General features: G+C 60.3%; 22 protein-coding genes and 1 tRNA gene. 10 read left to right on the top strand and 13 right to left on the bottom strand.

Features of this window, described 5'->3' with window-relative positions:
• Window positions 1-145 precede the first annotated feature (145 nt).
• Together M6D32_RS09465 and M6D32_RS09460 are read right to left on the bottom strand one after the other, a co-directional pair.
• Window positions 146-829 carry a haloacid dehalogenase type II gene (locus M6D32_RS09465; RefSeq protein ID WP_298255626.1) on the bottom strand — a complete coding sequence of 228 codons (684 nt, stop codon included), beginning with the start codon at window positions 827-829 and terminating at the stop codon, window positions 146-148.
• 67 nt (window positions 830-896) lie between these two features.
• Window positions 897-1,520 (bottom strand): ABATE domain-containing protein, encoded by a 624-nt coding sequence (locus M6D32_RS09460; RefSeq protein WP_298255624.1) that lies wholly within the window; start codon window positions 1,518-1,520, stop codon window positions 897-899.
• Between the two features lie 139 nt (window positions 1,521-1,659).
• On the opposite strand from M6D32_RS09460, the gene M6D32_RS09455 reads away from it, so the two are divergent.
• The 3 genes from M6D32_RS09455 (at window position 1,660) to M6D32_RS09445 (ending at window position 4,395) form a co-directional block, all read left to right on the top strand.
• Window positions 1,660-2,349 carry an alpha/beta hydrolase gene (locus M6D32_RS09455; protein ID WP_298255622.1) on the top strand — a complete coding sequence of 230 codons (690 nt, stop codon included), beginning with the start codon at window positions 1,660-1,662 and terminating at the stop codon, window positions 2,347-2,349.
• A 31-nt stretch (window positions 2,350-2,380) separates the two neighbouring features.
• Entirely contained in the window at window positions 2,381-3,250 is an 870-nt protein-coding gene (locus tag M6D32_RS09450) for an alpha/beta hydrolase (protein WP_298255619.1), read from the top strand.
• A 347-nt stretch (window positions 3,251-3,597) separates the two neighbouring features.
• The gene (locus M6D32_RS09445) at window positions 3,598-4,395 is read left to right on the top strand and encodes a lytic transglycosylase domain-containing protein (RefSeq protein WP_298255617.1); all 798 of its coding nucleotides are present in this window, start codon (window positions 3,598-3,600) and stop codon (window positions 4,393-4,395) included.
• Window positions 4,396-4,515: 120 nt separating this feature from the next.
• On the opposite strand, the gene M6D32_RS09440 is transcribed toward M6D32_RS09445, so the two are convergent.
• Entirely contained in the window at window positions 4,516-5,367 is an 852-nt protein-coding gene (locus tag M6D32_RS09440; RefSeq protein ID WP_298255615.1) for an SDR family NAD(P)-dependent oxidoreductase, read from the bottom strand.
• Window positions 5,368-6,195: 828 nt separating this feature from the next.
• On the opposite strand from M6D32_RS09440, the gene M6D32_RS09435 reads away from it, so the two are divergent.
• Complete coding sequence (locus M6D32_RS09435; protein WP_298255613.1) at window positions 6,196-7,416, top strand: GGDEF domain-containing protein; 1,221 nt, start codon at window positions 6,196-6,198, stop codon at window positions 7,414-7,416.
• Between the two features lie 56 nt (window positions 7,417-7,472).
• Window positions 7,473-8,096 carry a peptidoglycan recognition family protein gene (locus M6D32_RS09430; RefSeq protein ID WP_298255611.1) on the top strand — a complete coding sequence of 208 codons (624 nt, stop codon included), beginning with the start codon at window positions 7,473-7,475 and terminating at the stop codon, window positions 8,094-8,096.
• A gap of 205 nt (window positions 8,097-8,301) precedes the next feature.
• Here the strand turns inward: M6D32_RS09430 and rpoH are convergent, their stop codons facing one another.
• Complete coding sequence (rpoH, locus tag M6D32_RS09425) at window positions 8,302-9,201, bottom strand: RNA polymerase sigma factor RpoH (protein WP_298255609.1); 900 nt, start codon at window positions 9,199-9,201, stop codon at window positions 8,302-8,304.
• Between the two features lie 218 nt (window positions 9,202-9,419).
• Window positions 9,420-10,400 carry an RluA family pseudouridine synthase gene (locus M6D32_RS09420; protein ID WP_298255634.1) on the bottom strand — a complete coding sequence of 327 codons (981 nt, stop codon included), beginning with the start codon at window positions 10,398-10,400 and terminating at the stop codon, window positions 9,420-9,422.
• Between the two features lie 64 nt (window positions 10,401-10,464).
• Here M6D32_RS09420 and M6D32_RS09415 point away from each other — a divergent pair, with 64 nt between their 5' ends.
• The 3 genes from M6D32_RS09415 (at window position 10,465) to M6D32_RS09405 (ending at window position 13,336) form a co-directional block, all read left to right on the top strand.
• Window positions 10,465-10,797, top strand: a complete 333-nt coding sequence (locus M6D32_RS09415; protein WP_298255607.1) for a hypothetical protein — start codon at window positions 10,465-10,467, stop codon at window positions 10,795-10,797.
• Window positions 10,798-11,047: 250 nt separating this feature from the next.
• Window positions 11,048-11,122 (top strand) — tRNA-Glu (locus M6D32_RS09410).
• A 396-nt stretch (window positions 11,123-11,518) separates the two neighbouring features.
• Window positions 11,519-13,336 (top strand): AIPR family protein, encoded by a 1,818-nt coding sequence (locus M6D32_RS09405; RefSeq protein ID WP_298255605.1) that lies wholly within the window; start codon window positions 11,519-11,521, stop codon window positions 13,334-13,336.
• A gap of 350 nt (window positions 13,337-13,686) precedes the next feature.
• On the opposite strand, the gene M6D32_RS09400 is transcribed toward M6D32_RS09405, so the two are convergent.
• Window positions 13,687-14,118 carry a hypothetical protein gene (locus tag M6D32_RS09400; RefSeq protein ID WP_298255604.1) on the bottom strand — a complete coding sequence of 144 codons (432 nt, stop codon included), beginning with the start codon at window positions 14,116-14,118 and terminating at the stop codon, window positions 13,687-13,689.
• Window positions 14,119-14,249: 131 nt separating this feature from the next.
• Here M6D32_RS09400 and M6D32_RS09395 point away from each other — a divergent pair, with 131 nt between their 5' ends.
• A complete protein-coding gene (locus M6D32_RS09395) occupies window positions 14,250-16,967 on the top strand; it encodes a DEAD/DEAH box helicase (protein ID WP_298255602.1) in 2,718 nt (905 codons plus the stop codon).
• Window positions 16,964-17,872: an SWIM zinc finger family protein gene (locus M6D32_RS09390; RefSeq protein ID WP_298255600.1), complete on the top strand. Its 909-nt coding sequence runs from the start codon at window positions 16,964-16,966 to the stop codon at window positions 17,870-17,872. Before M6D32_RS09395 ends, M6D32_RS09390 begins: the two co-directional genes overlap by 4 nt.
• Before the next feature lie 264 nt (window positions 17,873-18,136).
• On the opposite strand, the gene M6D32_RS09385 is transcribed toward M6D32_RS09390, so the two are convergent.
• From M6D32_RS09385 to M6D32_RS09355, 7 genes are all read right to left on the bottom strand, one after another.
• On the bottom strand, window positions 18,137-18,850 hold the full coding sequence (locus M6D32_RS09385; RefSeq protein ID WP_298255597.1) for a cytochrome c family protein: 714 nt from the start codon (window positions 18,848-18,850) through the stop codon (window positions 18,137-18,139).
• Window positions 18,847-19,488: a class I SAM-dependent methyltransferase gene (locus M6D32_RS09380; RefSeq protein ID WP_298255595.1), complete on the bottom strand. Its 642-nt coding sequence runs from the start codon at window positions 19,486-19,488 to the stop codon at window positions 18,847-18,849. Before M6D32_RS09380 ends, M6D32_RS09385 begins: the two co-directional genes overlap by 4 nt.
• A 13-nt stretch (window positions 19,489-19,501) precedes the next feature.
• Window positions 19,502-19,852, bottom strand: a complete 351-nt coding sequence (locus tag M6D32_RS09375; RefSeq protein ID WP_298255593.1) for a hypothetical protein — start codon at window positions 19,850-19,852, stop codon at window positions 19,502-19,504.
• 38 nt (window positions 19,853-19,890) lie between these two features.
• On the bottom strand, window positions 19,891-20,025 hold the full coding sequence (locus M6D32_RS09370) for a hypothetical protein (RefSeq protein ID WP_298255591.1): 135 nt from the start codon (window positions 20,023-20,025) through the stop codon (window positions 19,891-19,893).
• A gap of 536 nt (window positions 20,026-20,561) precedes the next feature.
• On the bottom strand, window positions 20,562-20,822 hold the full coding sequence (locus M6D32_RS09365) for a hypothetical protein (protein WP_298255589.1): 261 nt from the start codon (window positions 20,820-20,822) through the stop codon (window positions 20,562-20,564).
• 111 nt (window positions 20,823-20,933) lie between these two features.
• Complete coding sequence (locus M6D32_RS09360; RefSeq protein WP_298255587.1) at window positions 20,934-21,575, bottom strand: DUF1109 domain-containing protein; 642 nt, start codon at window positions 21,573-21,575, stop codon at window positions 20,934-20,936.
• The gene (locus tag M6D32_RS09355; protein ID WP_298255585.1) at window positions 21,572-22,129 is read right to left on the bottom strand and encodes a sigma-70 family RNA polymerase sigma factor; all 558 of its coding nucleotides are present in this window, start codon (window positions 22,127-22,129) and stop codon (window positions 21,572-21,574) included. Before M6D32_RS09355 ends, M6D32_RS09360 begins: the two co-directional genes overlap by 4 nt.
• Window positions 22,130-22,158 lie beyond the last annotated feature (29 nt).

Here is a 22,158-nt window from a genome sequence, read left to right as displayed (position 1 = left end):
AGTTTCGCGGTAACCTCGTCATAGGAACTTCAAATTCTAAACCGCACTAGAATCACATAATTGGCTAGTGCTCCTTTGATTCCGAAGTTCGTAAACGTGGAGCCGCAATATGATACGAACTTCGGAATCGGAGCACTAGTCCGGCTCACCCCGCCTTATGCCGCGCGATGAGCTGGTTGGCGACGTCATCGAGGCTGTTGCCGACAATGTGCGGCTGCGGGCCGACGCCGAGCACGTCGTTGCCCGGACGCTTGATCAGTGCCGCTTCCCAGCCCGCCGCGACCGCGCCAAGCGTATCCCAGGTGTGGCAGGCGATCAGGCACATGTCGGAAGGTTTGGTGCCGAGTTCCTTCTCGGCATGGCCATAGGCCTCGCGCGACGGCTTGTGGTGCTTGACGCCATCGGCGCTGAAGCGGCGCTCGAACAGGTCGACGATGCCGCCTTGCGTGAGCTGGCGCGTCTGCACCTCCAGAAGATTGTCGGTCAGCGTGAACAGGCGGAAACCCGCGCTCTTTAGTTTGCGCAGCGCTGCCGGGACTTCGGCGTGCGGCGGCATGGTCGAGAACTTGTCCGTCAATTCGTTCTTGTCGGCATCGATGATCTTGATGCTGCTGACGTCAGCCATCATTTTCATGACGGCGCCGCCGATATCGGTGAAGGGCACGTAGCAGCCGGCGACGGTGAGCGCGGCCGAATACATGATGAGGTTCGCGAACCAGAGCCGCATCGCGCTCTTGTCGTGGAAGATGCGCTCGAACGTCAGGTTCATGGTTTCGAGATCGAGCAGGGTTTCATTCACGTCGAAGACAATCAGGGGCAGTTTGGCCATGGGATGGACTCCTTCTTTTGGCGCTGGGGGACGTAAGCGGGGAGACGTAATATAAGCGCTTGCGGCCTTAGTTCTTGTGTTTGAGCCGCTCACGGTGAGCAGCCTGCTTGGCGCGGTTGCCGCAGATGGCCATGCTGCACCAGCGGCGGGCGCGCCTTCTTGTGTGGTCGGCGAACATCAGCGTGCAACTCGTTCCTTCGCACGCTTTCACGTCAGAAAAATTTTCATCGCAAATGAATTTCGCGAGACCCTCAGTGATCGGCATCAGCAGGGATTCCGCCGACCGCCAGCGCCGCGTCACCTGCAACTGCAATGGCTTGCCGGCCTCGCGTTGATGCCGCTGGATCCGGCTGAACGCCTCGTCGCGCGCCAGCAGCTGGTTCAGGGGATCGAGCTCGCGCAGCGCGCCTGCCTTCAACGGCTTTCCCATGTGCTTGCGGACGAAGCCGCGGCACCACTCGCGCAATTGTCGTGCCTCGCCGGCAACACGATCGAGCTCGCCCGGCTTGGCGCGCGCCCTGATGTCGTTGAGCACGTCCGTTGCAGCGTAATCGGCCTGCGCCAGCCAATCGAGAAATCCGTCGCCGTCCGCGATCCAGTCGATCTCCGTATCGACCGGCGTTGCAACCGAGTTGAGAAAATCGAGGCCGCGGGAGTCGGCGATGAAAATGGCAGGCGGGTGATCGCGCATGGGCTGGCGTCTTGGGTCTGATGAAATGTTCCGAATGGTAACCTGTAAAGAAGCTATTGACTAGTTACTAGGCGAAGGAGTAGTAACCGGTCAACAAATATTAAACAGGTTACCGTCAAACTTAACCCGGAGCGCGAAAATGGCAAAGAATATCAACGTGGTGATGGCACACGGAGCCTGGGCGGACGGATCGAGTTGGGCACGGGTGATCGCCGCGATGAAGTCCGAAGGCATCAATGTCGTGGCCGCGCCGCTGCCGCTGACGTCGCTGGCCGATGATGTTGCAGCCCTTGATCGCTCGATGGCGCGCCTCGACGGGTCGGTGGTCCTGGTCGCCCATGCCTATGCCGGCGCGGTCATTGCGGAGACGCGATCCAAGCAGGTGAAGGCGCTGGTCTACGTCACGGCGCTAGCGCCGGACGAGGGCGAGACGGTCGCCGACGTGTTCTATCGCGCCGCGTCGCATCCGCTCGCGCCGAAACTCGCGCCTGATGACAACGGCCTGATCTGGCTGCCGGACGAAGCGTTCAAGAATGCGTTCGCGCAGCACGCGAGCGCCGACGATCTTGCGGTGCTCTCCGCCGTTCAGCGCCCGATCTCGCCGGCCTGCATCACGGTGCCGGTGAAGCGCCCGCTCTGGAAGGACGTACCGAGCTTTTTCCTGCTCGCGGAAGAGGACCGGATGATCCCGGCCGAAACCCAGCGCTTCATGGCCGAACGCATGAAAGCCAAAGTGAGCGAGCAGACGGTCGATCACGCGCCGATTGTGACCGCGCCCCATGTCGTCGTCGAGATCGTCCGCGAAGCGATCAAGAGCGTGGCAGCCTGAAAATCCCACTCAAACGAGAAGGAGTAATCCCATGTCAGCGAAAACGACTTCAGCAGTTCAGTACAAAACGGCAGACGTCGACGGCTTCAAGGTGTTCTACCGGGAAGCGGGAAAGAAAGGCGCGCCAAAACTTCTGCTGCTGCACGGCTTTCCCAGCGCGGGCCATATGTTCCGCGATCTGATCCCGCTTCTTCGCGATCACTTCCACATCGTCGTGCCGGATCTGCCCGGCTTCGGTCAATCCGACATGCCGCCGCGCGAAGGCTTCAAATACACGTTCGACCATATCGCCGGCGTGATTGAGCGCTTCACCGAGGTGATCGGCTTCGATCGGTTTGCGGTCTATGTGTTTGACTATGGCGCGCCGACCGGCTTCCGGCTGGCGATGCGACACCCGGAGCGGATCACCGCGATCATTTCGCAGAACGGCAACGCCTATGAAGAAGGCCTGAGCGAGGGGTGGAATCCGATCCGAGCCTATTGGCAGGATCCGTCAGTGGAAAATCGCAGCGGTTTGCGTGCCTTCCTCGCGCCGGAAACGACCCGCTGGCAATATACCCATGGCGTGACAGACGAGACGGCGGTGTCGCCGGATGGCTATAGCCTCGACAACTTCTATCTGGCGCGTCCGGGCGCGGATGAAATTCAGCTTGATCTGTTCGGCGACTACAAGAGCAATGTCGCGCTCTATCCGGCCTTCCAGGACTACTTCCGCACCCACAAGCCGCCGTTGCTGGCGGTGTGGGGCAAGAACGATCCGTTCTTTCTGCCGCCGGGCGCGGAAGCCTTCAAGCGCGATATTCCCGATGCGGTGGTGCGCTTCTTCGACACCGGCCACTTCGCGCTCGAAACCCATGCGCAGGAGATCGGACAAGCCATCCGCGAATTTCTGAGACGTTGAAGCGGCTCCCACGTGGTCCAACCTTCCAAGGGATGAGACCACTTGGAAACCAGTGCGGTGAATTTGAAGTTCCTATCCGTTTCGCGGTAACCTCGTCATAGGAACTTCAAATTCTAAACCGCACTAGAATCACGTAATTGGCTAGTGCTCCTTTGATTCCGAAGTTCGTAAACGTGGAGCCGCAATATGATACGAACTTCGGAATCGGAGCACTAGTCCCCATGGTTCGAGAGTGCGTGGCGTTCCACGCTCTCGAACCAGGGGCGCCCGTCGTACCGCGGAACCGGCATTTCCGTTACGCTCTCGGATGACGTAAGGTGCGCCCGCGTCCACGAGGGAACTTGCCGATGAAGAGCCGAGTAGCTTCACTTGCCGCGTTTGCGGCTGCCGCCGTCGTCTCCGGTTGGAGTTCGCAGGCGCTTGCCGCCCGATGCGGTAACGGGCCCGGCGGCTTCGAAGCCTGGAAGCCCCTGTTCGCGACGGAAGCGCGCGCCAAGGGGATCGGCGGCGCCGGGATTTCCGCCCTGGAGCAGACGCATTATGCGAGCGCGACGATCGCTGCCGATCGCAGCCTGCACAGCTTCAAGCTCTCGCTCGATGCATTCATGGTCAAGCGCGGGTCGGCGGCGATCGTGTCGCGTGGCCGGGCCATGAAGCAGCGGAACGCGGCGCTGTTCGCCTCGATCGAGCAGCGCTACGGCGTGCCGCCGGGGCCGTTGATTGCGATCTGGGGCATGGAGACCGGGTTCGGCAGCCAGCGCGGCAACCAGAACATGCTGTCCTCGATCGCAACGCTCGCCTACGACTGCCGGCGGCCGGAATATTTCACGGACCAGCTCTACGCCGCATTGAAGCTGATCGACCGCGGCACGTTGTCGGCGAGCCAGCGCGGCTCCATGCATGGCGAGATTGGCCAGACGCAGTTTCTGCCGAAGACGATGCTGGAATACGGCGTCGGCAATCTCGAAACGGCTTCCGGCGCGCTGTCGTCGACCGCGAACTTCCTGAAAGCGCATGGTTGGCGCACGGGCGCGGGCTATCAGCCGGGCCAGCCGAACTTTGCGGCGATCCAGGAATGGAATGCGGCCACCGTCTATGAACAGGCGATCGCAATCATGGGCCGCCAGATCGACGGCGGGGAGTGAGCGCTGCGCCGCCAACGGCGGCAACGGTTTTGCGTCATGCCCTGAATGCCGTGAAAAACGGATTCCGGTCTCAGCCCTGACGGGCTGCCCCGGAATGAGGAACGACTGGCACCGACGAACTCAGCCGTCCTTGTTGGCCTCTTTTGGAGTCTTCCAGACGTGCTTCGCCATCATGTTCCAGTAGGTGCCGGGCCGGAAACGTTGCAGGATGTCCATGAAGCGGGCGTCGCCACCGATCAGGATGCGCGGCTCGTTCTTCTCGATGCCCTTGATGATGCGCAGCGCCGCATCCTTCGGCGAGGTCTGCGCGATGGCATCGAAGCGCTCGATCGATTGCGCCCGGCGCTCATTGTCGGTGACGCCGCTTCCGGCCCGCGAATTACGCACGATGTTGGTCTTGATGCCGCCCGGATGCACCACCGACAGCCGGACGGGGCTTTTCGCCATCTGCAATTCGTGGCGCAACGATTCCGAAAAGCCGCGCACGGCGAATTTCGCCGCTGAATAGGCGGTCTGGCCGGGCGGGGCGACGATGCCGAAGATCGAGGAAAGGTTGACGATGTGCGCGGCCGGCTGGCTCGCCAAATGCGGCAGAAAGGCACGGGTCGAATGCACCACGCCCCAGAAATTGATGTTGAACAGCCATTCGATCTGCGCCTGGTCGATCTCGTGAAACTGGCCGAGCAGCGCCACGCCGGCGTTGTTGATGACGATGCTGAGCGCCGGATGCGCCGCGATCGCCTCGCGCGCGAACGCGGTGATTGCCTCGGGCTCGCTGACATCGACGCGGTGAAGGCTGATCTTCCGCCGGCTGGTCGCGGCAATCTCGGTGGCAGCCGTCTGCAATCCGGCTTCGTCGCGATCGGCAAGCGCGAGGTCGGCGCCGCGGGCGGCCAGTTCGATTGCCAGCGCCCGGCCGATGCCGCTCGCAGCACCGGTGATGGCGACGGCGGCCCCTGGGATCGCTGTCATGAGGGGATTACTCCGGGCATAGGTGAGGTTCGTCACTGAAAGCGATCGGGCAGGCCGGATCAAGAGAATTCAAAACGGGAATTGAAAAGGCGAGCCACAATAAAAAAGCGAGCCACAATAGAAAAGCGAGCCAGAGGCCCGCTGCATGTTTGCTACCCGTTTTGAGTGCCCGGGCAGAGCGAGGCTCTACCCGGGCTAAAGAAATTCGAAGCTACTTCTTCTTCGCCTTCTTAGCCTTTTTCGCCTTCTTTGCCTTCTTCGCTTTCTTAGCCATAGCATCCTCTTTTGAGTTAATGGATTGAAACGCGACACGAGGCATGCTCGGCGGAGGGCCAGCCTCGCAATATCCTCAACTCTAATCCCACCAGATTCGCGAGCGTCTGCCTTGCATTGTCACGTGCGCGTCATCGCGTTATCCACAGAAGTTACGCGTTTTGACGTGTTTTTGGCGCAAGCTACGGTCTGGTGCGCGCTCCGTCGGCTTTCCAGGCGGTCGATCGAACGATCGCGCCTCACGCGATGTCGCTCGCGATCAGAGTTAACGTTGCGACAACGCGGGGTCAGGAGAAACCCGTCCGCTGCGTGCGACCGGCCCCGAATGCTCTTCAGCATTTCACAACCAAGACGCGTATTTGGAGTCTCGGGTGAGACTTCATTAATGGCCGCCGTTACATCTTGCTCCGCAAGACTACCGAGATGGTCATTGGTGTTCTGGATTTGACATTTGCTTTGCGCATTCCCGGTTACGGGGAGCGAATGTCAAATCCACCCCACTACGTGGGCGGCTTGAAAACGGGGAGACAGGGCGATGATCGCTCCGGGTTTCAAATGTTGAACGTTCCGACGCTCTGGACGGCGTTCATCGTCAATTTCATCGCGCTCGGCGTAATCTGGGCCTATATCCTCCACAGCTATCCGACCTTCAAGGCGGCGAAATTCTGGACCGGTTCGGCATTCGCATGCGCAGCGAGCGCGGCGGCGGCGATGCTTGTCCTCGTGATGGATTCTCTCGCACCCCTGGTTATCGGCGGCACCCTGATCACCTTTTCGACCTGTCTCTCTGCGATGGGCATCAGGCGCTTCTACGACGATACGACCGTCTGGCGCGGTACGGTCGTGGTCACCGCGATGACCTTTCTCGGCCTCGCCTTCTTTCTTTATGGCTACGACAGCCAGACAGGCCGGATCGTGTGCTACTCGATCGCGCAGTCGCTTCCGGTGGCCGCCTCCATCAGTTGGCTGATGACGCGGCGAGAAGGTCGGGTCAGTCCGGGTGCGCATCTGACGGCGTCGGTTGCGACGATCGTCCTCTGCATCAACGCCTTTCGCGTGGTCGCCAAGCTGTGGCACATCGGTGGCGATTTCTCCTTCGTTCATTTCAATGCCTCGCAGTCCGTCATGATTCTGGCGCTGATGTTCCTGTCGATGGTCTGGAATTTCGGCTTCCTGCTGATGGCGATGGACCGCCTGCGCAACGAGGTCGCCGATCTCGCGATGATGGACGATCTCACCGGCGTCGGTAACCGGCGGCAATTGCTGCAACGCCTCAGCGAGGAATGTGCCCGCTCGGACCGCAGCCATCAGCCGTTTGCGCTGCTGGTGGTCGATATCGACAACTTCAAGACCATCAACGATACCCATGGTCATGCGGCTGGCGATGCCTGCCTGCAGCATTTTACGCTGATGGCGCAGACGCGGCTTCGGCCGGGCGATCTCTTGGCGCGCACCGGCGGCGACGAATTCTGCATCATGCTGCCGGCCTCGACGCTGCGCGAGGGTGCAATGGTCGCGCGCCGGATCGTCGAGGTGTGCCGCGAGGATGCCGCCGGCTGCGTCGGCAACGAGGTTCCGCTTTCAGTCTCGATCGGCGTGGCGCAGTGGTCGCGGGAGATTGGAGTCTTCCCGGACCGGCTGATCGCGGCGGCCGACCACGCGCTCTACGTGGCAAAGAAAGAGGGCAGGGACCGCTACGCGGTCTACGAGCCGGCGCCGCCGCTCGCGCCCGAACTGCCACCGATACGGCGAGAGCCTGTGCGCCGCCTCGCCTGAGCCGGTTCGTGCTTGCCGCTTGATCGGTGCGGCTGGCTGTCGGCATAGTGCCGTCCATGAAATTCCCTCTTCTTCTGAGTGCAATCTGCGCGCTCGCGTTGATGGCTTCGGCCTTCGCCGCGGATCCCTCGATCGAGACGATCGCGCGCTCCTCCGGCACGCCTGATATTCCGGGCCTGAAAATGGTCTGGCTCGCGCCGTGGGGTGACGTTGAAAAGGCGCATCCGTGGGCGAACATCATCGTGCACCGGACCGAGGGACCGGCGGGCTCGGCGCGCGGCGGCGCACTGGCGCAATCGAAAAATCCGACGCGGCGCGGCGTCATGATCTGGGTCGAGACCGATGGCACGGTCTACTGGGCTGTCGCCGACAATCTCGTGCCGACCCACACCGACGGCGGCGACCGCAACGACAACAAATACATCGACAACAGCAAGACCTATCACCGGGTCAACAAGGACACCTCGATCGGCGTCGAGTTCGCCGGCAACTACCCTGACGTGACCAGGCCCGCCACCGACGCGCAGGTCGCGGCCTGGCGGATTCTGGTGAAGGTGCTGTGCGCGCGCTACCGCATTCCGCTCGATCACGTCTATGCGCACAACTGGATCGACTTCAAGGATGCGCGCTACTGCGAAGGCTGCGCGCTCGCGAACATGGCGCGGGAGTGGGGGGAGTAGCGTTCCCCGGACGCTGCGCGACACGCCGTGGGCGTGGTGCGCTGCTGATCCGGGGTCTATGCATTTCGTCGTGGGTCCCGGATCTGCGTCGCGTCATCAAATGCCGCGACGCGTCCGGGACACGATGAAATTATCCAACAAAAAAGCCGGCGTTGCCGCCGGCTTTTGGTATCGGTTTTCAGCCTGCCCGAAGATCGGGCCGCGCTTAGAGCGCGGCCTCGAGAGCGGCGGCTTCCTGCCTGGCGATCGTGCCTTTGACGGCCGACTGCACCTTCTCGAACGCGCGGACCTCGATCTGCCGCACCCGCTCGCGCGACACGCCGAATTCGGCGGCGAGGTCTTCCAGCGTCATCGGCTCTTCCGCCAGGCGCCGCGCCTCGAAGATGCGGCGTTCACGCGGGTTGAGCACGCCCATGGCGCCGGTCAGCGCCTGGTGGCGATGATCGAACTCCTCGTGCTCGGCCATGATGGTTTCCTGGTTGGGCGAGTTATCGACCAGCCAGTCCTGCCATTCGCCGGCTTCGCCGTCGTCGCGGATCGGGGCGTTGAGTGAGGCATCGCCGCCGAGACGGCGGTTCATGTCGACAACGTCCTGAGTTGTCACGCCGAGACGCTTGGCGATCAGCTTCACCTGGTCAGGATGCATATCTCCCTCTTCGAGGGCGGAGATCTTGCTCTTGGCCTTGCGCAGGTTGAAGAACAGCTTCTTCTGGTTCGCGGTGGTGCCCATTTTCACGAGCGACCAGGAACGCAGGATGTACTCTTGAATCGAAGCCTTGATCCACCACATGGCGTATGTAGCGAGCCGGAATCCCTTTTCGGGTTCGAACCGCTTCACCGCCTGCATCAGGCCGACATTGCCCTCCGAGACGACCTCGGAAATCGGCAAGCCGTAGCCGCGATAGCCCATGGCGATCTTGGCCACGAGCCTGAGATGGCTGGTGACGAGTTGATGTGCCGCGCCACGATCGTCGTGCTCACGCAAGCGCTTGGCGAGCATGTATTCCTGCTCGGGTTCCAGCATCGGAAACTTGCGGATTTCGGCGAGGTAACGGGACAGGCCGGATTCTCCATTGAGAACCGGCAAGGTAGCTGTGCGGGCCATTCGAGCGCCCTCCACTTGGTTCAGGCCCCCGACAGCGGCGGGCCAGGCAGGCAACTGCTGTGTTAAAGCCAGTCGCTCCGCGATGTTCCTGCGTTGGGTATTCAACGCAGGTGCAACATACACCAAACGCTGCCCGTTTTGGAAGTTAAACCCCCGTCACGTTACAGTGTGGCTGCCATAACCGGTTGGTATATCGAGGCTTTTCCAACTGCCCTGCGTCATAGCGCCGCCTTCAGGGAATGGCGCAAAAGATCGAGTTCCCGAGGCAAATCCGAGTTCCACTCGAGAATCGCCCCGGTTTTGGGATGCTCCAGGGCCAGGAGGTATGCATGTAGCGCTTGGCGATCGAGGGCGGCGAGGGCGATCTGGCCCTCGGGCCCAAGGTGCGTCGCCTTGGTCTTGAAGTGGGGGCCATAGACCATATCGCCCATCAGGGGGTGGCCGATGTGGGCGAGATGCACCCGGATCTGATGGGTGCGGCCGGTCTCGAGCTCGCAGGCGACCAGGGAGGCGACCGGCTTGCCGTCGGTGCCCTTGAAACTCTCGACGATCTCCCAATGGGTGACGGCGTGGCGGCCGCCTTCGCGCACCGCCATCTTTTCCCGCGCATGCGGGTGGCGGTCGATCGGCGCATCGACTGTGCCGCGCGAGCGGTTCGGCACCCCCCAGACGAAAGCAAGATAGCCGCGCCGCATCTCGCCGGTCTTGCCGTGGTCGGCAAATTGCGCCGACAGCGACTGGTGCGCCGCGTCGTTCTTGGCGGCGACCAGAAGTCCAGACGTGTCCTTGTCGAGCCGGTGCACGATGCCCGGCCGCTTCACCCCGCCAATGCCGGAAAGGCTTTCCCCGCAATGGGCGATCAGCGCATTGACCAGCGTGCCGGTCTCGTGACCCGCGCCCGGATGCACCACGAGCCCGGCCGGCTTGTCGATGACGATGAGGTCGTCGTCCTCGTAGACGACGTCAAGCGCGATGTTCTCGCCCTGCGGTTCAGCGGCGACCGGTTCCGGCACGTCGATTGTGATCGTATCGCCGCGTCCGACATGATAAGCGGGGTCGCGGACGGCGGCGCTTTTCACCGCGACCTGGCCGGCCAGGATCAGCGCCTTCAGCCGCGACCGCGACAGCTCGGCCAAATGAGCGGCCAGCACGCGGTCGAGCCGGGGCGATCCCTCGCTGCCTTCGACGATGACTTCCAGCCGCTGACTGTTACCCACGGTGACCGTTACTCGAATTTCGTTCCAAGAAGAGCCTGATAGCCTGATGACCGATAGCGTTGCGAGCCAACCGACCCCCGAACAGGCCGCGCTGTTTGCGCGGGTCCGGCGCATGATGCTGATCGCGGGCCTGACCACGGGGCTCGCGGTTGCGGCCGTCCTGATCGCCATCGGCTATCGTCTTTTCAGGACGGAGGGAAGGACCAATCCGGCCGAGATCACCGCCGTTCTGCCCAAGGGCGCGAAGATTGTTTCGACCGGCCTCGCCGGCGACCGGGTGGTGGTGACGCTCGATATCGCGGGATCGACCGAAATCCGCACCTTCGATGCGCATACGCTGAAGGCGCTCGGGCGTCTGCGGTTCGTCAACGAGCCGTAGCCTTTGATCCCTCCCCCGCGAGCGAAGCCGCAACCTTAGTCGTCATGGCCGGGCATAGCCGTTCGAAGAACGGCGTCGCTTCCGCTCGCCTATGCCCGGCCATCCACGTCTTGGTCCCTGACGCTGGAGAAAAAGACGTGGATGCCCGGCACAAGGCCGGGCATGACAAGCGTTGAGCAATTCCGTGAACCAAGATGAGCAAACCCGCCTTGCCGTGGCCCGCTTTCAAGGCTATTCCCTTGGCGCTTACGCTCCCTTCGTCTAGCGGTTAGGACGCGGCCCTCTCAAGGCTGAAACAGGGGTTCGATTCCCCTAGGGAGCGCCAGTAGCTTCAGAAGCGCTGATAATTCAAAAACATCCTACAAGTCTATGCTTTGACTGCACTCGGGTAGTAGCACCTGGACGTAGCTTTGAACGCGTGCGCTGATGGGCCTGGTCAAAGATAGCCATGGCACTGACGCCCAGAGGAAGGTGCCTGAGCGCCTGCAAAGGCCGCTGTGGTTGTTAAGAAGCTTGCCAAGCTACGTCTGGTTTTCCTGAGAGCATCGCTAGGCACCAAAAATCTAAAAGACCGTTTAGGCTATAGACAATGCTCAAATAGGAATCGGAGAGATCCTATTTCGCGTCACTCGGAACGGCCGGATTGGTACGGCCAAGCTGGATTGCTAGGTTTAACAGGGCTGGTATCTACCTCAGCCGACAAAAGCGAAGGCACCAAACGATGTCTGCTGAGACAAAGAAACTTAAAGCGCGAGACGAATTCGTCCGATTTACTGAGGGCTTCCTGAAAGAAAAATTCGGTAAGCTCAACGCGGTTCAACAGTCATACGCATTGACCAATTTTTATATCAGCGAAATCCACAATAGGGTGCGTTCAGAAATCAGCGGAGAAGACTTAGAGCTGGCTCACGTCGACGGTGCGAATGACCTAGGGTGCGACCTGATACACCGGGATGATAATCACGTCCTAATAATTCAATCGAAATATAGAAGCGAGGGAGCGAAAGAACTCGGCGAGACCATCTCTCATTTCCAGTCGATACTAAAACGTTTGGTAGACCCAAGTTTAAAGGGCAATGATCGTCTACTGGATCGGGCATACTCAATCGATTGGAAAAATGACTCTTTCACGATGATTTTCGTGACGTTTGGTAAACTTGAGGGGCAAGCGCGAAAGCTTTCACAACAAGCTGCGAGCTATCCCTCAGATATTCCTGATCTGGAGTCGAGATGCGAATGGGTTTATCTCGACGAGCAGGACCTGAACGAAGAACTGCGTAGTGCCCGAGCAATCGATGCGGGTGGTTCGAATAGAAAATGGACCCTCTATCCAATCGGTCAGAAGGGGAAGCGGGGAGCGTCCTCGATAATCGAAGTAGAAGCTGGCGACTTTCGATCCTTTATAATGGCGCTAGACGCCAAGCAAATTGTTGGCGCCTACGAAGCATTAGGAAGAGATTCTCTCTTCTCGCTGAACATCCGAAATTTTATCGGCAATACCAACACTAACAAGGCTATCGTAAAGTCAGCCAAGGAAAAAGCCGAGGAGTTCTTTCTTTTCAACAACGGCATATCGTGCCTCTGCCGTGAGTTAAGCGCTAGCGAGAAACAAATCGACGTAACTGGACTTCAAGTCATCAATGGCGCTCAAACGGTAAAGGCGCTGGTAAACGCTGCAAGGTCGCGAGAGGGGATAGACCGGTGGGCGACTCATCCGCCGACGGTACTTGTGCGGATTACTGAAATCTCTGGTGGGTACGGGGCGTCTCATAAGATGCGAGAGCAAATTACGCAGTTCAATAACACGCAGAACGTCGTAAAGGTCTCCGACTTCAGAAGCAACGATGCCGTACAAGAGAACCTGAAGGAGCAATTTAAGGCGCTGACCTACCGCGGTCGGCATGTGGTGTATGTTCCCAAGCGGACAGATAGCCCGCCGAAGAACTCAGAACTCGTGCGCCTCGAGGAGTTTGCTAAAACGGTCTATGCATTTTTAGAAGACCCGGTGGCGTTCTCAGGTTCCACTTCGTTTTTGTTTGATGATGTCTCGGGTGGCTACAACAAGATATTTGGAGACGGTCAGTCAAAGTGGGAGCGAATGCCGGAGGACGAGTTTCGTTTGAGAGCCGCCGTTTATTGGCTCGCAAAGGAGTTTGGTGTCCGCATGCGGGAGGATCGAAGTTCGGAGACCGATCACGATGCGAAAGCGGCTTTGGAGAGAAAGTGGGTGCTAATCTTCGCCGCACGGAAGGTGTTCGAGCATTACTACCCCAACGGGGCGTGGAAAGCGCAGCTTCGCAAACTCTACAAGGGCGACTGGACACTAGGCGAAGACGCACGAGGGAAGATTTTGCTTCAGATCTACCGAGACGCAAAGTCTGGAGTGATTACGGCGTACAAGATTAGCAAGAAGCACGACAAGAATTTTGTACATAGAAACTGGATGCGAGGGCGGGAGACACCAAGCCACATCGCGGAGATACTCAAGGATTCTGTATTGGCTGTCCGTGAGCCTCTTGGAGACATTCCCTTGAATTGAGGGCTTCAACTAATCCTCTCCGCTGATGTGACACGGCGCTGTGATGATGCTCGGCTCGCAGAGGCATGTTGACACGAAACCACGCTTGTGAGTGGCAGCAGACGGTGGTAGCATTATGGGACAGGCAAGCTGATTTGTGCTTGTTTTATCGGCACTTGCTGGTGGGCCGGCACCTTCCCCAAGGAGCGCCAGCTACGATTTCACACGTGACTATTCGATATCGCCGCACTGATCCTCTGGGCCGCCGAATGCCGCGTCGGCCGGCCACAGCGCAGCCCACTCCTCGATTTCGATCGCCGGTGGAGAATTGGATGCCGCACTAACGCCCCGACGAATCAAAGGCGGCCAAATCAGCCGACGATCTCGATCGAATGTAGCGCGCACCAATCGCGCAACGCCTGCTCGGTGGCTTTGGCTTCGAAGGCGTGCCATTGATCGATCGCGCCGCGTCTGGCGAGCAGAGACTTGAATTTCTGGTAGGCACCACGCCTGCCGAAGCAATCGCAGACGTCGTCGAAATCGTCCGGCAGGAACTCGCGAGCAAAGTTCAGCACCAGCGGCTTGCCGAGCCCGAGTTCCCGTTTGTCCGGGAGCGCGACATATTTCTCCTCGTCGTCGATGTCGTCCGGCAGTTCGTCGTTCATCCCGGCTACGTCTGGAAAATCGGTTTGATAGTAGATCGTGCCGGTCGCCTTGCAGACGAAAGCAAGAAATTCGCCCAGGTTGCCGCCGGTGTTGGCGAACTCGAAGGCCTGCGCAATGTCCCCCATACTCACGGGCATGGTTTTCGGCTGCTGCTTGGTCAGGTATCGTTTGGATAAAGATCCAGGCTATGATCGATGATCCCGATCAGTCCCGTCAACAGGCTATCCCGCCTCCATCCGCCGCAAATCGCAAAAATGATCCGATCATGATGCTGGCGCCTGTTCTTACCCCGCGCGGTCAATTGATTCTCAGGGAGGCGGGGGACGCGCCTGGGCTGGAGCACGAAGAGCATCCTGATCTGGCGGAAGCCTTCCAGCGGGGGCCTGGACATGGCCTGTTGCGCCTGGGCGCCGATGAAGTCGGAACGATTTTACCTCCCGTGCTGTCGTATTGGCGAGAGTTCGGAGCCCGCTACGTAACCGCGCTTTGCGCCGTTTCCGAGATCGCGGAGCGGTCCGCCAAGCCGCCCGTTGCAGCTCCGACGGATGGCGAACTGGAGCAACTGGCGGCGGCCGTTCCGCCCATGACGGGCGGCGAATACCTGAGCGCCGATGTCCTGACCGATCTTTGGCGAGACATGGATGCAGCCTTTGATGCCGAACTGGCTGACGCCGGGCTCTCCGTGCAGGAGTTCCTCAAAGGCCGACATCCTGCCTGGAACCTGATTGGTCGCGTCCATTTCAATCTTGCCGAGAACAGGCGGGACGAAGTTGCCCCCTTCGCGTTCATGGTCACCTACACGACGCGGCTTTCCGTCCAGGCCAAGCCCCAGCATGTGCCTCTCGGCAAGGCCTTGCAGGAATATGCCGGCGCGAAAAATCGCGCGCGCCTGCTGTCGCTGTTGCTGCCCGTCCAGCGCGCCGCCGAGCACTGCGCCTGGTTGAAGGTCATGGTCGACGCCGGCGAGATCTATCATCCGCTACGCTGGAGCCCGCAGCAGGCGCTGCAATTCCTGAAAGACGTGCCCGCGCTCGAAAGCGCCGGGGTCGCCGTGCGGATGCCGGCGAGTTGGCGTTTGAACCGTCCGGCGCGCGCGCAAGTCAAGGCGACGATCGGGGGGCGGGCGCCATCGCAGATGGGGATGGATGCGTTGCTCGACTTCCGGATGGAAGTGACGCTCGACGGCGAAAAGCTCTCGGCGGCCGAAATCAAGCGGCTGCTCGCACAGTCCGACGGACTGATCCTGATCCGCGGCAAATGGGTCGAGGTCGACCATGAACGTCTGCGCCGGACCCTCGATGATTTCGAGGCAGTCGAACGGCACGCCGCCAGCGGCGGCCTGTCGTTCGGCGAGGCGATGCGCATGCTGGCCGGCGCCAACATCGCCGAGAAAGATTCCGGTGGACAGGCGGATATCGACTGGAGCCAGACCGTGGCGGGTCCCTGGCTGGCGCAAACATTGGCGGCGTTGCGCCGCCCCGACGGGCTTGCCCGGATTGATCCCGGCAAATCTCTTCGAGGCGCATTGCGGCCGTACCAACTGGCGGGCGTGCAATGGCTCTATTTGCTCGCTCAGCTCAGGCTCGGGGCATGCCTTGCGGACGACATGGGGCTCGGCAAGACCATCCAGGTCCTGTCGCTTCTGCTCGTGTTGAAGCGCGAGACCAAAGACAGGCGACGGCCATGCCTTCTTGTGGCCCCGGCATCGCTGCTGGCCAATTGGGTTTCGGAAATTGCCCGATTTGCGCCGGACTTGACGGCGCGCGTGGCCCACCCATCGGCTGCACCGGCCGAACTGTTGAGCGTGGACGACGCGGGCAATCCCGATGCAGAGATGCTGGCAGACACAGACCTGGTGATCACCAGCTACGGGTTTCTGGCGCGCTGGCCGTCGCTCGCGACCGTGCCGTGGCGAATGGTCGTGCTCGACGAGGCGCAGGCGATCAAGAATCCGGCCGCCAAGCAGACCAGGATGGTCAAGCAGCTCAAGGCCGATACGCGCATTGCCCTGACTGGCACGCCCGTCGAGAATCGCCTCGGCGACCTCTGGTCGATCTTCGACTTCATCAATCCCGGACTGTTGGGATCGTCAAAGCAGTTTTCGTCCTTTGTCAAAGGCCTCGCCGATCGGCCGCATAACCCTTACGGGCCGCTCCGCGATCTGGTGCGCCCCTATATCCTGCGGCGCCTGAAGACCGACAAGAGCGTCATCGCCGATCTGCCCGACAAGACCGAGATCAATGCCTTTTGTTCCCTGAGCCGTATGCAGGCGGCGCTCTACCAGCAAGCGGTGCAGGAACTGGCGCGGCAGCTTGACGATTTCGACGGGATGCAGCGAAAAGGTCTGGTGCTCGCTCTTCTGATGCGGCTGAAACAAATCTGCAACCATCCCTCGCAGTGGCTCGGCGATGGCGCGTGGGCTGAGCAGGACAGCGGCAAATTCGAGCGGTTGCGCGACATCGCGGAGGTGGTGGCCGCCCGGCAGGAGAAGGCGTTGATCTTCACGCAGTTCAAGGAGACGACAGCTCCTCTGGCGGCGTTCCTGGGCTCCGTGTTCGGGCGGGCCGGCCTCGTCCTGCATGGGGAAACCGAGGTCAAGAAGCGCAAGGAATTGGTGCGCCGGTTCCAGGACGACGAAAATGTCCCGTTCTTCGTGCTCTCCCTTAAGGCGGGTGGCGCGGGGCTCAACCTCACGGCCGCCTCGCATGTCGTTCATTTCGACCGGTGGTGGAACCCGGCCGTCGAAAATCAAGCGACAGACAGAGCTTTCCGAATCGGTCAGACTAAGAATGTCCTGGTGCATAAGTTCATTTGCCGGGGCACCGTGGAGGACAAGATCGACAAGCTGATCGAGTCGAAGAAGCAACTTGCCGGCGATTTGCTGGGCTCGACATCCGAAGTGGCGCTGACCGAGATGAAGGACGAGGAACTGCTGAAGCTCGTCGCCCTCGATCTGAACGCAGCGAAAGGGGAAGTAGCCGGATGAGCTATTTTGATTGGCATCCATATGTTCCTGTGGCCGCGAAGCGGCGACAAGCAGCGCGCGAACTGGCCAAGCTCCGGAAACGAGGACAATCGGTTGCCCCCGTAACGATCGAGGGCCGCACGATTGCCAAGACCTTCTGGGGCAAGGCGTGGTGCACCAACCTCGAGCGTTATAGCGACTATGCGACCCGCTTGCCACGTGGCCGAACCTATGTCCGCAACGGCTCCGTCCTGGATCTACAAATCGCAAAGGGTGCGGTAGCTGCGATGGTCGCGGGTTCGACGCTCTACGAAATCAAAATCGCCATCGCGCCGGTCGAGGCCATGCGATGGAAGGCTATCTGTCGGGATTGCGCGGGCGGGATCGACTCGCTGGTTGAACTTCTGCAAGGCCGCTTGGCCAAGGGAATCATGGACCGAGTCTGCCGGGAGGGCGACGGCTTGTTTCCATCGCCTGAAGAAATCAAGCTGTCCTGTAGCTGTCCGGACTGGGCAGACATGTGCAAGCACGTTGCGGCGGCGCTCTATGGCGTTGGCGCCAGACTTGACGAAGAGCCTGAACTCCTCTTCGTGTTGCGCGGCGTGGACGAGAATGAATTGCTCGCCGATGCCGGACAGGATCTCGTGCGAACCAAAGCTGTGCCCAGCTCCGCCAAGCTGCTCGGTGACAGCGATGTTGCAGCGCTGTTCGGGCTGGAGATGGCCGCATCTGCTGCGTTCGATACCCACGTTCGCTCGGCGCCAACGCGGCACCGGGCGTCGGGGACATCAAAGGGGAATGCCGCGCCCGTCGCAACAAAGGCATCGGCGAAGAAAAGCAAATCACCGCTTGGGATTCGGAAAAAGTCCGGGCGCAACGCAAGCTCTCCCACCGCCGGGAAGGGAGGCGCACGACGCGGTTCTTAGCAGAGTGGCCTGTCCGTGGCGAATATCGATTCTGTGGCGCCGCCTAGAAGGCGATCGCATTTGAAATTAAGTCGCAATCTCAATCTTATAAGAGTTCGCAGTTTTTGTTCCGAGTGGCGCGCCAACGCTCATCAGCGGCCAGAGGATCTCCCATCTCATGACGAAGGCCATGCCGAGCGGAAGCAACACTAACTCCACTTCCAGGCTTCCCGTTTTCTAACAAGCGCCCGCAAAACGCGAATGTCCATCCAGCCGCGGCATGACTTAACAGCTCTGTTCGATCATCTTGGTGATCTCTTCCGGCGCGGCGAAAATCACGGCGGCGCGATCGCCCAACATCCCGGCAGGCATGATCGCGGGCACTCCGCTTTGCGGCCCATCCCTGCTGGAGTCCGTCATGAAGCGCAGGTTGCGTTCCCAAAAGTGCCGTGTCTTTCCATTGGCGGTAGTCACGCGGTAGCTGTCGTGACAATAGGTGATGGCTTTGACTTGCCTGGCCGGCTCAAGATTCTTCAGGTTGGTGTCGTTTCCGCCGCGCATCATTCCGCCCATGCCCCCCATGCCGCCCGTTTGCGCTTGAGCGTTCTGCTGCGGCGCGGCGCCCGGTTTGGTCGCTTCCTTCAGGAAGGCGAGCAGGTCGCCGCGCTCGCGGGCATCCTTGATTCCGTTGAATGGCATTTCATTGTCCGGCACCATCCGTTCGGGATCGGTCAGCCATCCATCGAGTGAGCGGTCGTCCCAGATGATCCCAGAGGATTTGAGAGCGTCGGAATAGCGCTCGAAACTCGGCAGCGACCCTGCCTTGCGTCCCCAAAGACCGGCGAGGCTCGGCCCGGTCATGTTGCGATCGGGTTCAAGCGAATGGCAGGGCGCGCACACGCGGAAATCGCGCTCGCCGCGGGAAGCATCACCTTGCTGCGCTAGCAGGGGCGATGCGAGCACCATCGTCACAAAAGCTATCACGACTTGTACCTTCATGAGATCACTCCCGCTTCGTTCTTCACTTCAGGCGCCGTTGCATGTACCGCCTCGATGATCTTCACGACGTCGAGATAGGCGTTCTCGACGCGGCGCAGGCGGAATCCGGCCTTTTGAACATTCCCGATAGTGTCGCGATTGAGTTCGGGACCCAGCCGACGGGAAAGCGGCGTCAGCAGATCCATCATGACGCCGAGCGGCCCGAACGCACTACGCACATGCTCCATCATGAGGAGTTGCCCATCCGGCTTCAGCACGCGATGAAGCTCCTTCAATCCGACGATCGGTCGTGGCACAGAGCAGAAGGTGAAGACGGTGACGATCGTATCGAAGCTTGAATCCGGGATATCGAGGTTGCACGCGTCCTTGACCGCGAGATCGATCCGGCCGGAATAGCTTGCCGCCTTCCGCCGCGCGCGCTCGATCATCTGGGGGCTGATGTCGATCCCGGTGATGTGCATGCCGGGAGGAAAGAACTTGAAATCGTTGCCGGTACCGGCTGCGACCAGAAGTGTCTCACCCCGAGCCTTGCTGAACAGTCGCTGCTTGTGCTGACCGAGACGGCGGTCCTCGCCAAACGTGAAAAAGTCGTAGGTGCGGCTGGCCTCGTCCCATTTCCGCTGTGTGGCTGAATCCATGATGGTCCTCCGTTCACGTGGCGTCGAGGACGATGCCGCGCAGGCAGCGGTCGTAGATCTTGACGCCGAGGACGACGATCACACCGAACAGCGCTCCGACGGCTGCCGCGGCAAGGAGCGTTCTCGAACCGGCGCCCATCGAGTCTCGCATGCCGAAGAGCATGCCGCCGTACATTCCGATCAACATTCCCGGCACCATCGTCTCCATTAGCCCTAACACCGGTGACAGGATGAGCCCCAGCAACGCTTGAACGATCAGTCCGATCGCGGTGCCTACGAGCATGCCGATCACCATGTCGAGCCCGGGCGAGATCGCCAGACGGACCACGATCGCCGTCACCACGCCGATGGCTGCTCCGATCAAGTAATCTCCAACGGTGAATGCAATGGGCGCGAGCTGTTTCACAGCCGGTGTTCCTTGCTGCCGGTGCGAAGATATTTGATCAGCGTGGCCGCGGCCAGGATCAAGACGACCACTACGAGCAACCAGACGAGCCCCATGCCCCATATCATTCCAGGCATCATGTCATTCATCATGGCTTCACCTCAAGTTGCTAGTGGAGTGATTTGACACCCGCTACCCACCTAGCCGCGAGTTCGGAAAAGGCGAATGTCAAATCCTAAACTCCACTAAAAAACATATATTTGCTGGTGGTCCTGTGATTCTAACATTCGCAAAAGTGGCGCTGAGAAGGGATGCGAACGTTAGAATCGGATCACTAGCCGCGGAACAAATCACCGCCGGTTGACTGGTTCCTCGGGCGCGGATATGCAACCCGCGCGTTTCAAGCACATCAGCATCATGAAACTGCAGGGCAGCGCTGCCAGGATGCGAAATACTTCGGCGCCCGTCAGCCAATTCCAGTTCCAGACAACGCCCAGGGAAGTGGCCGCCGCAAAGGCGACATACAGCGCCATCCGATAGCGCGCGACATAATTTCCTATAGTCGCAATCGGTGAGTTTCCATTGTTAGCCATGCTGTGAGGATCGAATAGCATTGCAACGCTCCTTTTCCGTTGAGCCGATTCTGAGGGTTGCGAACTCTCTCGATGATCATCGGCAACCCTTGGTACTAGCGCCCCTTTGGACCGCCGTGATAACGCCAGCCCGCTCCTTCGCCATTGACGATCGCGGGCGGCGGAGCTGGCGCTGACCGATCGTAGGCGAAGGCGGAGTTGACGTGGGGGCGCAGGTTGGCCCGGTGCGGCGCACTCTGCTTGGCCTGGTTAGGCCAGTAATTCCTGTCGGAGATCGTCGAGCCCGCCTGCGCTGTCGGCGAGGCTGCCATCAGCGGCACCAAGAGCGACATTGTGAGAAGGTGTTTGGCTTGCATGTTCCGGCTCCGTGTTGGAAGCGCCGTGATGTGCGCTTCTAACAGTGAGTTCGGAGCGGATTTTCCGTCAGTTACAGTCTCACGTCGACGTGAGATGACTTTGCGCGCCGTTCACCAGCGCAACAGCCGCGGCCCCAATACCGCGCCCGCGAGCGTGCAGAGCGCGATGGTTCCGCCGTACCAGACCGCGACAAAGGGCAGCGAATCGTCCGTGCAATGCAGTGCATAGCCGATTGCGCTGATCCCTCCGGCAATGAGACCGGCCAAAGCGCCTGCGCGCACAAGGTCCGTAGGTGCACCTTTTCGCACCGCCCAAATCGAAGCGGCGAACGGAACGATGGCGATGATGGGGATGGAGAGCAGGCATTCCAGCCATTCATCTCCTACGATCATCCTGTCCCAATGTGTGCGGGGAGCTGAACCGAGGCTGATTGCCGCGAGAAGCACGATGGCCAGGAACGGCGCCATGATGAGAAACGGCGAGATTCTACGTTCTCCGCCGGGGCGCATCAGCCTCGTCAGGTAAACGATCGCCAACCCTACGATTCCAATCGCAAAAGCGAGCTTAAGCGCAAGAAATATCAACGCGTGTGTTGTCGTGAAGTCGGGTCGGACACCCAAGCCAAAAAACGCGACGCCGAGCGCCGCAGCTATTCCTGCGGCAACCGCCACGCAAAAAGTGCGCAAGATGGCACCGCGATCAACTGGCTCAAGATTCCTGCTCAGAAACTCAACGAGATCGTCGGTTCTCATGGCGCAGTTCCCTGCGCGATCAAGGCGGCGAGCGTTCTGAGCCCGCGATGGACGTTTACTTTTACGCCCGATTCCGAAAGCCCACACCTCCTCGCTGCTTCGGCTGTGCTCAATCCGTCCAGCTTGACGGCCATAATGGCACATCGCATGTTCTTCGAGAGCCGATCCATCAGGCGCCTGAGGTCGTAGCTGCTCTCTGCCGCTTCGCGATCGTCATGCGCCATGACCTCATCGGCTTCGCCGATCGGGACATCCGCGCGCAATGCCCTGGTTCGGCGCAGAAAATCGATCAGCTTGTAGCGGGCGATTGCATGCACCCAGGGCGTCAGAGGCTCGTGGGTATCGTACGTATCTCGCTTGAGGTGGATGGCCAATACCGCCTCCTGAACCAGATCTTCCGCGTCTGCGGCAGCTTTGCCAATTCTCGTCAACTTGCCCTTGAAATAGGCGCGCAAACGATTGCTCAATCGACCAAGCAACACCCGATGAGCGGCCGCATCGCCGTCAAGGCTTGCAAGCATCAAGGCCTTAAGCTCGATCTCGTCGGTCGACATGCTTGCACATCTGACAGTTCGCTATCGCC

Source organism: Bradyrhizobium sp. (assembly GCF_027307225.1).
GTDB lineage: Bacteria > Pseudomonadota > Alphaproteobacteria > Rhizobiales > Xanthobacteraceae > Bradyrhizobium.
The sequence above is the reverse complement of the archived record's forward strand: the minus strand, read 5'-3'. Positions and strand labels throughout refer to the sequence as shown.

What these genes read in the sequence shown, in the direction of transcription:
- M6D32_RS09465 (WP_298255626.1), bottom strand. Translation starts at nt 829, where the DNA reads ATGGCCAAACTGCCCCTGATTGTCTTCGACGTGAATGAAACCCTGCTC.
- M6D32_RS09460 (WP_298255624.1), bottom strand. Translation starts at nt 1,520, where the DNA reads ATGCGCGATCACCCGCCTGCCATTTTCATCGCCGACTCCCGCGGCCTC.
- M6D32_RS09455 (WP_298255622.1), top strand. Translation starts at nt 1,660, where the DNA reads ATGGCAAAGAATATCAACGTGGTGATGGCACACGGAGCCTGGGCGGAC.
- M6D32_RS09450 (WP_298255619.1), top strand. Translation starts at nt 2,381, where the DNA reads ATGTCAGCGAAAACGACTTCAGCAGTTCAGTACAAAACGGCAGACGTC.
- M6D32_RS09445 (WP_298255617.1), top strand. Translation starts at nt 3,598, where the DNA reads ATGAAGAGCCGAGTAGCTTCACTTGCCGCGTTTGCGGCTGCCGCCGTC.
- M6D32_RS09440 (WP_298255615.1), bottom strand. Translation starts at nt 5,367, where the DNA reads ATGACAGCGATCCCAGGGGCCGCCGTCGCCATCACCGGTGCTGCGAGC.
- M6D32_RS09435 (WP_298255613.1), top strand. Translation starts at nt 6,196, where the DNA reads ATGTTGAACGTTCCGACGCTCTGGACGGCGTTCATCGTCAATTTCATC.
- M6D32_RS09430 (WP_298255611.1), top strand. Translation starts at nt 7,473, where the DNA reads ATGAAATTCCCTCTTCTTCTGAGTGCAATCTGCGCGCTCGCGTTGATG.
- rpoH (WP_298255609.1), bottom strand. Translation starts at nt 9,201, where the DNA reads ATGGCCCGCACAGCTACCTTGCCGGTTCTCAATGGAGAATCCGGCCTG.
- M6D32_RS09415 (WP_298255607.1), top strand. Translation starts at nt 10,465, where the DNA reads ATGACCGATAGCGTTGCGAGCCAACCGACCCCCGAACAGGCCGCGCTG.
- M6D32_RS09405 (WP_298255605.1), top strand. Translation starts at nt 11,519, where the DNA reads ATGTCTGCTGAGACAAAGAAACTTAAAGCGCGAGACGAATTCGTCCGA.
- M6D32_RS09400 (WP_298255604.1), bottom strand. Translation starts at nt 14,118, where the DNA reads ATGCCCGTGAGTATGGGGGACATTGCGCAGGCCTTCGAGTTCGCCAAC.
- M6D32_RS09395 (WP_298255602.1), top strand. Translation starts at nt 14,250, where the DNA reads ATGCTGGCGCCTGTTCTTACCCCGCGCGGTCAATTGATTCTCAGGGAG.
- M6D32_RS09390 (WP_298255600.1), top strand. Translation starts at nt 16,964, where the DNA reads ATGAGCTATTTTGATTGGCATCCATATGTTCCTGTGGCCGCGAAGCGG.
- M6D32_RS09385 (WP_298255597.1), bottom strand. Translation starts at nt 18,850, where the DNA reads ATGAAGGTACAAGTCGTGATAGCTTTTGTGACGATGGTGCTCGCATCG.
- M6D32_RS09380 (WP_298255595.1), bottom strand. Translation starts at nt 19,488, where the DNA reads ATGGATTCAGCCACACAGCGGAAATGGGACGAGGCCAGCCGCACCTAC.
- M6D32_RS09370 (WP_298255591.1), bottom strand. Translation starts at nt 20,025, where the DNA reads ATGATGAATGACATGATGCCTGGAATGATATGGGGCATGGGGCTCGTC.
- M6D32_RS09365 (WP_298255589.1), bottom strand. Translation starts at nt 20,822, where the DNA reads ATGCAAGCCAAACACCTTCTCACAATGTCGCTCTTGGTGCCGCTGATG.
- M6D32_RS09360 (WP_298255587.1), bottom strand. Translation starts at nt 21,575, where the DNA reads ATGAGAACCGACGATCTCGTTGAGTTTCTGAGCAGGAATCTTGAGCCA.
- M6D32_RS09355 (WP_298255585.1), bottom strand. Translation starts at nt 22,129, where the DNA reads ATGTCGACCGACGAGATCGAGCTTAAGGCCTTGATGCTTGCAAGCCTT.